Origin of the sequence: Nostoc sp. NMS2, from assembly GCF_017115105.1 — a bacterium.
Classification (GTDB): Bacteria; Cyanobacteriota; Cyanobacteriia; order Cyanobacteriales; family Nostocaceae; genus Nostoc.
In genome coordinates this window covers 54,518-66,948 of sequence record NZ_JABXKH010000067.1, presented here as the reverse complement: position 1 = coordinate 66,948, position 12,431 = coordinate 54,518, and the positions used below count along the sequence as shown (strand labels likewise).

9 protein-coding genes are annotated in these 12,431 nt (G+C 40.5%); 3 read left to right on the top strand and 6 right to left on the bottom strand.

The annotated features are described in order from the left end of the window. Nucleotides 1–37: 37 nt before the first annotated feature. The 3 genes from HWQ36_RS13825 (at nucleotide 38) to HWQ36_RS13815 (ending at nucleotide 2,677) form a co-directional block, all read left to right on the top strand. Nucleotides 38–1,612 (top strand): response regulator, encoded by a 1,575-nt coding sequence (locus HWQ36_RS13825; RefSeq protein WP_292703455.1) that lies wholly within the window; start codon nucleotides 38–40, stop codon nucleotides 1,610–1,612. 325 nt (nucleotides 1,613–1,937) lie between these two features. Continuing rightward, on the top strand, nucleotides 1,938–2,354 hold the full coding sequence (locus HWQ36_RS13820) for a XisH family protein (protein ID WP_292703452.1): 417 nt from the start codon (nucleotides 1,938–1,940) through the stop codon (nucleotides 2,352–2,354). Continuing rightward, nucleotides 2,342–2,677 carry a XisI protein gene (locus tag HWQ36_RS13815; protein WP_292703448.1) on the top strand — a complete coding sequence of 112 codons (336 nt, stop codon included), beginning with the start codon at nucleotides 2,342–2,344 and terminating at the stop codon, nucleotides 2,675–2,677. Before HWQ36_RS13820 ends, HWQ36_RS13815 begins: the two co-directional genes overlap by 13 nt. On the opposite strand, the gene HWQ36_RS13810 is transcribed toward HWQ36_RS13815, so the two are convergent. The 6 genes from HWQ36_RS13810 to lepB (HWQ36_RS13785) all read right to left on the bottom strand — a co-directional run. After that, nucleotides 2,674–4,080 (bottom strand): response regulator, encoded by a 1,407-nt coding sequence (locus HWQ36_RS13810; RefSeq protein ID WP_292703446.1) that lies wholly within the window; start codon nucleotides 4,078–4,080, stop codon nucleotides 2,674–2,676. The two genes, HWQ36_RS13815 and HWQ36_RS13810, sit on opposite strands and share 4 nt — an antisense overlap. A gap of 269 nt (nucleotides 4,081–4,349) precedes the next feature. Continuing rightward, entirely contained in the window at nucleotides 4,350–6,185 is a 1,836-nt protein-coding gene (locus HWQ36_RS13805) for an EAL domain-containing protein (RefSeq protein ID WP_292703443.1), read from the bottom strand. Next, nucleotides 6,182–9,742, bottom strand: a complete 3,561-nt coding sequence (locus tag HWQ36_RS13800) for an ATP-binding protein (protein ID WP_292703440.1) — start codon at nucleotides 9,740–9,742, stop codon at nucleotides 6,182–6,184. Before HWQ36_RS13800 ends, HWQ36_RS13805 begins: the two co-directional genes overlap by 4 nt. Before the next feature lie 600 nt (nucleotides 9,743–10,342). Continuing rightward, nucleotides 10,343–11,125 (bottom strand): MOSC N-terminal beta barrel domain-containing protein, encoded by a 783-nt coding sequence (locus HWQ36_RS13795; RefSeq protein ID WP_292703437.1) that lies wholly within the window; start codon nucleotides 11,123–11,125, stop codon nucleotides 10,343–10,345. 304 nt (nucleotides 11,126–11,429) lie between these two features. Next, complete coding sequence (lepB, locus tag HWQ36_RS13790; protein ID WP_292703436.1) at nucleotides 11,430–12,035, bottom strand: signal peptidase I; 606 nt, start codon at nucleotides 12,033–12,035, stop codon at nucleotides 11,430–11,432. A 105-nt stretch (nucleotides 12,036–12,140) separates the two neighbouring features. Further along, on the bottom strand, nucleotides 12,141–12,431 hold a 291-nt coding region (lepB, locus tag HWQ36_RS13785; RefSeq protein WP_292703434.1), incomplete at its 5' end, for a signal peptidase I.

The window sequence follows — 12,431 nt, the reverse complement described above, 5'->3', positions numbered from 1 at the left end:
GATTGGCATCCCATCAAACACACATAAAAAGGAGACAGTGCGAATCCTTGTTGTTGAAGATGAATATATTCTTGCCATCAACTTACAAGAAAGTTTAGAGTCTTTAGGATATCTTGTTGTAGATATTCTTGATTCCGCAGAAGAGGCAATTGCCAAAGCAACTGAATTACGCCCAAACTTGATTTTAATGGATATTAGGTTACGCGGTGAAATGGACGGTATCCAAGCATCTGAGCAAATTTGGCATAATTTGCAAATTCCTGTTATCTATGTCACAGGTCACTCTGATAAAATTACTGTGGAGCGGGCAACGCTGACATCCCCCTTTGGGTATATTCTCAAACCCATCAAGGAAGAAGAACTTTACGTTGCCATTCAAACAGCACTCAATCGCTACGAAAGCGAGCAATTTTTGAGTTCTGTGCTGCGGGGAATGGGTGATGGAGTGGTTGTGGTCGATCCTGAGTTGCGCGTCAAGTACCTAAATCAGGCAGGTGAAGCATTAACAGGGTGGCGATGGGATGAAGCCAAGGGACGGATGTTAACTGAGGTGTTCCGACTCGTTGACGAACAAACTCAGATCCCTGCCCAAAATCCAATTATCGCAGCCCTCCAACAAGAAACTACTATCTATCTAGGCAGTCGAATTCTACTAATTACTAGAGACGGGACAACTATACCAGTAGCTGATAGTGCTACTCCCCTGAGAGACAACAGTGGCATGATTACAGGAGCAGTACTAGTTTTTCGGGATGACACACAACGACGGCTAACCGAAGAACACAATCTCGCAACAGAACGTGCCCAACAACTAGAAATTCAAGTGGCAGAACTCCAACGGCTGAACCAGTTGAAAGAGGATTTTCTCGCAACCACTTCTCATGAAATGCGAACGCCTTTGTCAAACATTAAAATGGCAATCTCCGCCCTAGAAAATATTCTTGATCGGCCGGGTAGCTTAAATTCAAACACACTTTTTCCATCCGAATCTGTAGCCCGCTACTTAGCTATTCTGCGCGATCAGTGCGAACAAGAATTGGATCTGGTAGACAATTTGCTGCACATCCGAATGATTGATGCAGATGTCTATCCATTGGAATTAACTTCAATTCAACTCCAAAACTGGCTGCCTCACGTTGCCGAGTATTTTGAAGAAAGGGCTAGAGCGATGCAACAAGCTTTGCAAGTTAGTATTGTGCCAAATTTACCACCTTTAGTTTCAGACTTGCCCAGCCTGACCGAAATTGTCTCAGAGTTACTCAACAATGCTTGTAAATATACTCCGCTTGAAGGACAGATTACGGTGGATGTTCGGCTCATCGACACCACAAAAAGTCTAATCAATTCTGGTATATTAGATAATCTGCAAGTTCCCTACTTTCAAATTACAATTAGTAATTCTGGGGTGATAATCCCCACAAAAGAACAAGCTCGGATATTTGAGCCATTTTACCGAATTCCTCAGAGCGATCGCTGGCAACATGGTGGCACAGGATTAGGTTTAGCATTAGTGAAGAAGTTAGTAGAATATCTCCAAGGCACAATTGAAGTTACCAGTTTTCAGGGGTGGACGATGTTCACAGTTAAATTGCCGTTAAACCTGTCAGAGTGATTACAGCAGTTTTCTTTTGCATGAAGTGCAAAGAGCTACGGGTTTTGAGGCAGGAGGTAGGAGAGGCAGGAAGTAGATACTTTTTATATATGATCTTTAGTCCTGCATTTGTACCTCACTTCAAAAGCAAAGTGTTGTATTTTCACAACTGATTAATCAACAGTTAAGGGAACTCCAAAAAATAAATTATCCAATCTCTGTACTTTACTACGATTTTCCCTCCCCCTGCTCCCTGCCCCCTTGCCCTTAAAGCGATGGGATATTTTTTTATTTGGAAGTCCCTAAACTCAAGGCATAATGAAATTCAACCGCTCAACAGTCATTTATGCCAGCCAAAGACATTTTCCATGATGCAGTAAAACACGCTTTAGAAAAAGATGGTTGGCTGATTACCAATGACCCTTTCTTTCTACGTTTTGGTGGATTGGATATGTACATAGACCTTGGTGCAGAGAAAATTCTAGCAGCTGAACGAGACGAAGAAAAAATTGCTGTTGAAGTCAAAAGTTTTGTGAGTCCATCTGCTACAACAGAATTTAGTACTGCTTTAGGACAGTTTCTTAAATATCAACTGGCACTTGAAGAAGAGAAACCCCAGAGACTACTGTATTTAGCAGTTCCTTTTGATACATATCGTTCCTTTTTCAGTTTAGAACTACCGCGCTTGTTAATTCAACGTTACCAAGTTCGACTGATTATTTTCGACCCAGAAGAGGAGATGATTGTCAAATGGCAAAAGTAGAACAATACCGTCAAATAATTAAAGAATTGTTACAGGCTTACAGTCAATTTAAATCTAGTAATGAAGAAGTTGAAGCTGAAGTAATTTTTGATAGCGATCGCGATCGCTATCAACTTGTTCATGCAGGCTGGTCAAATAAACGCCGTATATATGGTTGTATTTTACATCTAGATATTAAAAACGAAAAAATTTGGATTCAGCACGATGGGACTGAAGGAGGTATTGCCAATGAGCTTACTAATCGAGGTATACCCAAACAAGATATTGTATTGGCTTTTCATTCACCCTTCAAAAGACAATTTACTGAGTTTGCTGTTGGCTAACGCTCAGGTTGCTCAATGGGAATTTCGATCGCAAACTCTGCTCCTTGCCCAACAGAAGAAATGCAGGTAATATTTCCTCGGTGTTTTTGGACGATAATCTGATAGCTGATAGATAATCCTAGTCCACTACCTTTGCCCACAGGTTTTGTGGTAAAAAATGGGTCAAATAAACGCGATCGCAACGATTCTTCTATACCAGGGCCATTATCTGCGATCGCAATTTTGATTGTATTTAAGTCTGTCACCTCTGTGTGAATCCTAATCTGGGGAGTAGGGAGTAGGGAGTAGGGAGTAGAAGATTGCTTCCCCACTCCCCATTCCCCATTACCCCTTATCCCCAGAGGGGGCCCCACCTTCCCCACTCCCTCTTCTAAAAATTGATTCCTCACTCCCCACTCCCTACTCCCCATTCCCTCTTCTATCGCATCAATAGCATTATTCAATAAATGCATAAATACCTGGTTTAGTTCACTCGCATAACAAGTAACTAGGGGCAAGTTACCATAATCTTTCACTACCATAATTGCGGGACGGTTTGCTGCTTCTCTAAGTCGATGTTGTAACATCACCAAAGTATTTTCGATGTCTTCATGGATATTTACCCGCTTCATCTCTGCTTCATCATGCCGAGAAAAGTGTTGTAGCGCCAAAACAATTTCCCGAATCCGATCGGAGCCTCTATACATTGCACCTATGAGGTTTTGTAGATCGTTAATCACAAAATTCAGGTCTACATCTTGGGATATTTGCTGGATTTTTGGCGTGGGTTTGGGATATTCCTGTTGATAAACTTCAATCAGATTTACTAGGTCTTGCACATATTGACCAGCATATTGGAGATTACCATAAATAAAACTGATGGGATTATTAATCTCATGAGCCAACCCAGCCACTAACTGCCCCAGCGCCACCATCTTTTCGTTCTGAATCTGTTGAACTTGAGCGGATTTTAAGTTGTCAAGAGCCTCTTGTAATAAAAAGTTTTTTTCTTGCAGTCTAACTTGCAGCAAACGTAAATTAATCTGATTTTCAATTCGCAACACAACCTCTGCCCCATGAAAAGGTTTGGCAATATAATCTACACCACCAACATCAAAAGCTTTTACTTTATCCACAACATCATCCAGGGCGCTGATAAAAATTACTGGGACTTCACAAGTTTTATCGTCAGCCTTCAGTTGTTGACAAACCTGATAGCCATCCATGCCTGGCATATTGATATCCAGCAAAATCACATCCGGCAAAACCATTTGACATGCAGTTAGTGCCATTTTACCGTTTAAAGCTTTGCGAACTTCAAAACCTTGTGCAGTCAACATTGCCGATAAAAGCCGCAAATTATCTGGGGTATCATCGACGACCAAAATATTTTTTTTTTGATGGTTAGTTTGATTGAGATGCATTATGTATCAAAAGCTATGCTTGTAATGATTGAGGATAGTAAATGCTTCTTTTAAATTACCCTGATTTTTTGATCGATTTCACCAAAATACTTATATTTATAGTTTAACTCCCACAGAGGCTAGAGAGTTTTATCAATTACCAAAGCTATTGACCAGTTATGAGCTTGGCGAACCTGATAGCCTGCTTATAGCAGCTTATCTAAATAGCCCGCACAGATAATCGAGCCGAACGTCAACAATGAAATTCTTCCCAAGTGCTTATTGTATAGCTACCATTGAGGTGCTGCGGCAAGCAACTTCAGAACCAATTGTTGTTCTATGGGTTCAGAAAACAGAAATCCTTGAGCAAAATTACAATTTAGACTTCTCAACTGGGCTAACTGTTCTTCTGTTTCGACACCTTCAGCGATCGCACTCATGCCCATTGAGTTGGCTATACCAATCATTGCTGGTACTAACCCCATATTTTCTTTGTTATCCTGCATCCGTTTTACGAAAGATTTATCAATTTTGAGTGCATTTAAAGGAAAGCTATGTAGGTAACTTAAAGAGGAATATCCGGTACCAAAGTCATCCATAATCAACTTTATATTTCGCTGTTTTAGTTGTTGCAAAATTATTTTAATCGCATTAGTATTTTCCATAATTACACTTTCTGTTATTTCTAATTCTAAATATGCAGGATTTATTTTAGTTTCATAAATAATTCGGTCAATTTGTTCTACAAAATTGGGTTGTAAAAATAATCTAGCACTCAAATTGACACTAATAGTTAGAGGTTCTGGTGTCACTGGCTGATGTTGCCAAATGCTTAGTTGATTACAAGCTGACTGTAATACCCAAGTATTGATGGCATTAATTAAACCTGTTTCTTCTGCTACAGGAATAAATTCTGTAGGAGAAACTAGACCACGAATTGGATGTCGCCAGCGCACCAAGGCTTCAAATCCAGAAATTTTGCCTGTAATTAGAGAAATAATTGGCTGATAATATACCAGGAATTCTTGCCTTTCAACAGCTCTTCGGAGGTCGTTTTCTAACTCTAAAAGCTGAATAGCTTCCTGATGCATCGCTGGATTAAAAACATGATATTTGGCTCTTCCTTGAGCCTTAGCCCGATACATTGCCGTATCAGCATCCCGCAGTAAATACTCTGGGCGATCGTAATCTTTATTGCCCCAACTAATGCCAATACTGGCATTCATAAAGACTTCATATCTTGATAGTTTAAAAGCAAGTGATAGCTGTTGCATAATCCGATCAGCAACTTGGATTGCTATATTGATATCCGTAATATTTTCTAAGAGAATTCCAAATTCATCACCACCCAATCGGGCTAGAGTATCAATAGGTATGAGACACGTTTGCAGGCGACAAGCGATAGAAATCAGCAATTCATCTCCCACCAGATGACCAAGAGAATCATTGACAACTTTGAAGCGATCGCAGTCTAAAAAAAGGACTGCAAACTGATAACTAGATTCTTGCTTTGCTCGATTGAGAGCATTGTCTAGTCGCCTCATAAATAAAACTCGGTTTGGTAATCCAGTCAGCGAATCATGCAGCGCTATATCTAATAGTTTACTTTGCAATTCCTGGCGGGAATTGATTTCTTTTTGAAGTTTTTGGAGAGCTTTTTCTAGCTCCTCAGTTCGCTGTGTTACCCGATGTTCAAGTTCTACATTTAATTTCAATATTTCTAATCGCGCTGATCTCAATGCCAGTTGATTTTTCACGCGCACTAAAACTTCTTGAAACTCAAAAGGTTTGGTGATGTAGTCTACACCACCTACCCTAAAGGCTTTAACTTTGTCAAAAACATCATCTAAAGCGCTAATAAAAATCACCGGAATATCGGCTGTTAGCTCCCAAGCTTTAAATGCCTGACAAATTTCATAGCCATCTACTTCTGGCATCATAATATCGAGTAAAATCAGATCCGGCAATACTGTTTGAGTTGCTGTCAGTGCCATTTGCCAGTTCAAGGCTTTACGAACGTTATACCCTTCCTTTGTCAATATTGAGGATAAAACCCGCAGGTTGTCCGCCATATCGTCAACGATCAAAATATCTTTTTTATTAGGGTCTAAATGCTCGTAATTCATTCTATGTTTGTTTTAGTCAATTCCATAATTTTCTCAAACTGGTAGTTATTTGCTAAATCCCTGAGAACTTGGGATACCTGAACATTCTCTGAGGGAATTTGCTTGATTAACTCTAAAATCAGTTCATCGCTACAGCTGGCTGCGGCATAATGGATCTTTTGCAGCCACTCAGGTGACATTTGTGATAAATGACTCAGGAGTTCCGCAAAACTGACAAATATCTGTGTAGGTTGATCGGCAACTGCTGTATTTGGGTTTTCTACTTGGTTGGTATACTTTACACCCAGATGTTGGCTCAGTTTTTCCAATAATACTTCCTGTGTGAATGGCTTGCGAATAAAATCATCGCAGCCAATAGATAAAATCTTCTGGCGTTCTTCCTCAAAGGCGCTAGCAGTTAGGGCAATAACGATCGTGTGTTTATTCAAACAACCATGCCCTGTCTCCAGGAAGTCGGAAGGGGGAGCTAGGGCGAATGGCGATCGCAAAATGGCCGCACCAGCTACTTCTGGTGTGGGAGAGGCTTTGCATCCAGTTTTGAGAACCTCACAGTCGCCTGAATCGGTTAACCCTCCGCTAAGATACTGGCTCCCCGATGATGTCAGTTGTTTAAATTTTGGGAACCTCCGCAACCTATTGGCTGTTCCATGCCCTATTTGTTTACCTTTAATTATTCTTGTAGCTTCGTAGCCGTCCATAATCGGCATTCGCATATCCATAAAAATCAAGTGTGGTTCCCAAGATTCCCAATTACTAACTGCTTCTAGACCATTTGTAGCTTCCCTGACTTCAAAGCCCAGAGATGTAAGAATTTTAACTAGCAGTAGACGGCTTTCTTTCGCATCGTCAACCACTAAGATGCGGTATGCTTTTTCAGTCGGCGCTAAAGATAGAATTTGAGATTTAATTTGGTTTGTCGGCATTTCTCTAGGACAAGCTAAACCAATTTCAATATCAAAAGCAAATGTACTACCTATACCAGGAGTACTGCTGACTGTAATATCTCCCCCCATCAGTTGTACGTATTTACGGCTAATTGCTAAACCTAGTCCTGTTCCCTGTTGAGATTTTCTACCGATTTCGGTTTGCTCAAAAGCCTCAAACAGCAAGTCAATTTCTTGTGGAGTAATACCGCAACCTGTGTCTTGTACCTCGAAGAAGAGACGAGGGGGATGGGGGGAATTTTGCTCCCCCTGCTCCCCCTGCTCCCCCTGCTCCCATCTCAGCCGTAGCGCTACTCTGCCAATATCAGTAAATTTGATGGCATTCCCCAAGAGGTTGAGCAAGACTTGAAACAATTTATTTTCGTCGGTTTCTATGTACTTAGGAATGTCTTGTGCATACTCAAATACTAGTTGTAAGTTTTTAGATGCAGCACGCAAACACAGCATCTCTTCTAAGTTATTCAATAGATGAATTAAGTCAAAGCTACCGTGATTTAATGTGATTCTCCCAGCTTCGATTTTGGACATTTCTAAAATGTCGTTAATTAAGTTAAGTAGATGTTCGCCAGCCCGATTAATAATTGCCAAATTTTCTTGATGTTCGCTAGATAGGGTATAATCTCGGCTCATGACTTGGGTGAAACCAAGAATGGCGTTGAGTGGAGTACGGAGTTCGTGGCTCATGTTCGCAAGGAATTCGCTTTTGGCGAGGTTAGCGGCGGCGCTTCGCGCTGCTTCCCGAATGGCTGCTTGCTGTTCTTGGGCGGCGATTTTTTGCGATTGAATTAGTTCTTCTTGGGTGGTTTGCAGTTGTTCAATCACTTGCTGGAACTCTTCAGTCCGTTTTTTGACTTGAGCTTCTAAGGTGCGATTGTATTCTGCTAATAATTTTTCTGCTTGTTTGCGTTGGGTGATATCAAAAAACGTAGCGATCGCAAAAGCCAGATTTCCCGATTCATCATAGATGGGTTTGCCCAAAACTTCAATGGGAATAATCTTGTCAAAATGGCGAACTTCCATATCGTCAACTCTGGTGCTTTCCCCCAGCAATGCTCTCAAAACTGGTAGGCGATCGCTGGGGTAAAGTTGATCTGTCCCAGCAAGGTAAGCTTGATATACCTCTGACAATTGTTCGCCGCTAACTTCTGCGATCGCTCCTTGACCAAGAATTTGCTGTCCAATATGATTTGTATAATAAGGTTCACCTTCAGCATCTATAATAAATACCCCTACTGGCATAGCTTCTAAAAATTGAGTTAGCCGACTCTGACTCTCAGATAGGGCCTCATTTAAAACTTGCATCTGAGCATTCTTTGCTGACAAAACACTAAAAGATGCTTGCATCTGTTTTGCCATAGTTTCAAATGACTTGGCTAGTTCCCCCAACTCATCAAAGCGCTGAATTTCTGGTGTTTGCTCCCATTCACCTTGAGCAATTTTCTTAGCTGATGTGTTTAATTGTAAAATTGGCTTAATTATCCAGCGAGCAGTTAAAATCCCTATTCTTGTAGCCACTAAAAAAGCAACTATGCACAGCAAAACGGTGATGCGGGTGTTATTATTAATTTGCTCCATAAATTCGTCTTCGGGAATCACCGCCACGATTAGCCAATCTAAACCCAGTTCATCTTTCCAACTTTTTACTTGTACAAAATAACGCATCCCATCAGCGCTAAAAGTTAGCTGTTGCTTCCCGACAACAAACCCAAGACTGCCAAAGCGTTTTTTCAAAGATTGGGTTGTGAGTCGAATTAAAGAATTTCGACTGTCTAATGCCGAGCGACGTTTTATTTGACCATTAATGATGTTATATGGTGGTTCGCTAGAAGAAGCCACTATTAACCCAGAACGCTCTAAAATAAAAGTTTTACCCGATTGTTCGGTGTTTAATTTGGCTAAAAACTTGCTGATTTGCGACAAGATTAAATCAACACTAATCACGCCAACAAGCTGATGAGTTTTATCGTACACAGGATAGCTGGAAGATATAGATAAAACTTCTGGTTTATCTTCCCATTGATAAATTTGACTCCAAACAGGTTTGCCTGCTTTGACTGCATCTGCATACCACGCTTCTGTCCGAGGATCGTAATCTTTAACTTGCTGAGGCTGGCGACGATTCCCCTTCAAGTCTGAATCATAAATATAAAGTTTCCCAATACCATGCTTTTGACTAACTTCATTAATCAACAGCTTGCCATTATCTAAACGTTCAATACCGATAAATTCCCCTTTGGGGTTGGCAAAGCTGTTGTAGCCAACATTGAAAACCTGCATTTGTTTCCAAAAGTAATTTCCGGTGGTTTTAAAGTCAGAAAGGTTGAGCATACCTAACTCAACCGCATCTAAGTTAATTTGATTTATTTGCTTCGGAGTTGTTAAATAGTTATTAAGATGCTGTTCAATGCGATCGCAGATTTCATTTTCTAATTGACTAGCAAGCTCCCTTACCGCTTTTTGTCCGTTTTGATACGAAAGATAGCCCACAAGTCCTACCGCCCCACAAATTTGCAATATAAAGGGGACAATCAGAACATACTTTAAGGGCATCCTGGCGTAAACTTTGCCAACTAAGCAATTAAGAGATTTGACAGACTGAAGTTTGGATAACATTGTTGTTTAATTTTCCCCAGCATATATTTGGGGTATTTTTGCCATTTCAGCTACATTTAATACCAAAAAAATTACGGTATGTCATCACTTCGAGCATGACATCTCTGAGAAAGTTGAGTATAAAAAAAGCATTAAAAATTTTGTTCGGATACTTGTCTGACTAGTTAAGTTTGTCCAACCCCCAATTTTCAAATTTTGCGACGCTGATAGCGCAGCGTAAAGCCAACTCTTAGAGAGGCAACGCCAACGGCTTCGCTTAGAGCGAATCGTCGAGCGTCACAGCCCGTCGTAAACATCGCGGCTTAGTTTGCTCAGTTTTATCTGGCAATGTATCAGTACATTTCCTTAGAACAACTGAAATTTAACCAATAAGCTACAGTATGCCATTCTAAAATTCAGGTCGCCATTAGCACCTAATCGTAAATTTAATTTCTAAATTGCTGAGGTCTTGATTTTCCAGTCTCAAAACCTCTAAACTTGCACAAAAACCTATATTTAACTACAACAATTTTAAAATTTTCATGCAAATACATACTAATAACAAAAAAAATCCAAGAAAATTTACTTAGTATTTTTTATTATAAATAAATGTTAATTTTATTATAGAAGTATGTCAACTTTATCGCCGATTTGTAAAATTTTTCCGGCTGAGGATAGAGGCAATTGCGTATTAACACTCAATCTGTAAAAGTGATTAAAAGGCGATGCAGCAACCCAATTAGGCAGAGTAGCTTGTCGCTGGGTAGCAAAGATTTTTTGAAAATTTGGGTAAGCTTCCCCTAAGTAAGAATCGCGTGTTGGAACTATACAACGCTGGCATGGATTAACCCCAAAAAAATCTACATCTCCCACTCGAAAGGAGACTAAATCACCTTGTTCACTAAATAACCGATCTTCCCAAAATGCTGGTACACCGTCAATCTCGATATTGGCACGCATCCGACGGCGTATTTCATCTACACTTAAACCGGGAAACCAAGAAGCTACTTCTGTCAACGTCGCTGTACTAATTACGGTTGGGCCTGGCGATCGTGTATCGTCAGGAAAGCCCATCAGAGAGTTTTGCCTTAATGTAACAGCAAACTCAAAATAATTACTCAAAGTTGCTTCTAGGGCTTGCCGTTGATCATCCAGATGAAAAACTTGTTGTGAGTCGCCGCCTGGAATTTGTAGCGAAATAGTTCTATTGAAGAGTGCAAATTGCACCCTTAGTAAATGGATTTTAGCATGACGCTTGCCATTGACAAATTTACCGCGATCGTCAAAGATGGCAAACTCGCGGTCATGCTGTAGTGCGCCACTGGCAAGAACTCCAGCGTTATTAACTTCAACACCATCCAGTGATTTAACTGGATACAGTAAAATCTTGGCTAGGTAAGGCATTATAGCAATTTTAGATTTTAGATTTTAGATTGGGGACTGCAAAATCACCAATCTAAAATCTAGAATTCTTTTGTGATTTATCCACCTTAAGTAAATTGGCGCGAAAAAACCAAAGTATGTTGCGAAACATAAATAGGCTTAAAGCCCTTACTAATGACTAATACTTCGACTTACCTCGACTTCGCCCTTCGGCTACGCTCAGGACAGGCTCGGCACAAGTCGCTCAGTACAAGTGACAAAGGACAAATGACAGCCCTCACCAGTTAGCTTTAATTGCGCCGACCTACTTACTAATTTTGTTAATTTATGGATATAGTGGCGATTTATCTATTCCTCCGACATGATTTAAAGGCCAAAAGCGAACTACAGCCCGTCCAATTATATTCTGGCGAGGGACAACACCCCAGCAGCGTCCATCGTAACTACTGTTACGATTGTCACCTAGTACTAAGTATGAATCATCTGGTATCGTCTGGGGTTTTTCCAAAAAAGGTGGCTGTGGCCCTGATTGGCAAACATCAATAACTGTGGTTTGGCCAGAAGCGAGATAATTAGCTTCTGGGAGGGGTTTGTTGTTAATATAAACCTTGCCATCTCTGAGTTGTACTTGTTCTCCAGGTAAGCCAATTACTCTTTTAATAAAAGCATCTTGATATTGTTCTTTTTGTAATTCTTTCGTCGGTGAAAATACTACGATGTCTCCACGCTGTGGGTCAGCAAATTTATATTTCAACTTATCGACAATGATCTTGTCTGCCTCCCACTGGTTTGGCGTACCATGCAGAGTGGGTTCCATAGCACCAGAAGGAATCCAGCGAGCTTCGGTAAAAATAAGGATATATATACCAATAGCCCAGAAGACTAGTATTACAGTACCCTCGACAATGGTCTTACGGCTGATATTGGGCATATCATATTTTCTTTTGCTTTCTTCTGGAAGCTAGCTGATTGCTCAAGCAAAGAATGTAATAGTTCTAAATTCTTCTTGAGCAAAAGCATCAAGCTAAATTATCCATTATGGAGTTGTTTGTGGATATGGTGGTACTTTATCTATTCCTCCAACATGATTTAGAGGCCAAAAGCGAACTACAGCCCGTCCAATAATATTCTGGCGAGGGACAACACCCCAACAGCGTCCATCGTAACTATTGTTACGATTATCACCTAGTACTAAGTATGAATCATCTGGTATGGTCTGAGGTTTTTCCAAAAAAGGTGGCTGTGGCCCTGATTGGCAAACATTAATCACTGTGGTTTGGCCAGAAGCGAGATAATTAGCTTCTGGGAGGGGTTTGTTGTTAATATA

Excerpts from the sequence above, each read along its gene's own strand:
- HWQ36_RS13820 (WP_292703452.1), top strand. The coding sequence starts at position 1,938 with ATGCCAGCCAAAGACATTTTCCATGATGCAGTAAAACACGCTTTAGAA.
- HWQ36_RS13815 (WP_292703448.1), top strand. The coding sequence starts at position 2,342 with ATGGCAAAAGTAGAACAATACCGTCAAATAATTAAAGAATTGTTACAG.
- HWQ36_RS13810 (WP_292703446.1), bottom strand. The coding sequence starts at position 4,080 with ATGCATCTCAATCAAACTAACCATCAAAAAAAAAATATTTTGGTCGTC.
- HWQ36_RS13805 (WP_292703443.1), bottom strand. The coding sequence starts at position 6,185 with ATGAATTACGAGCATTTAGACCCTAATAAAAAAGATATTTTGATCGTT.
- HWQ36_RS13800 (WP_292703440.1), bottom strand. The coding sequence starts at position 9,742 with ATGTTATCCAAACTTCAGTCTGTCAAATCTCTTAATTGCTTAGTTGGC.
- HWQ36_RS13795 (WP_292703437.1), bottom strand. The coding sequence starts at position 11,125 with ATGCCTTACCTAGCCAAGATTTTACTGTATCCAGTTAAATCACTGGAT.
- lepB (WP_292703436.1), bottom strand. The coding sequence starts at position 12,035 with ATGCCCAATATCAGCCGTAAGACCATTGTCGAGGGTACTGTAATACTA.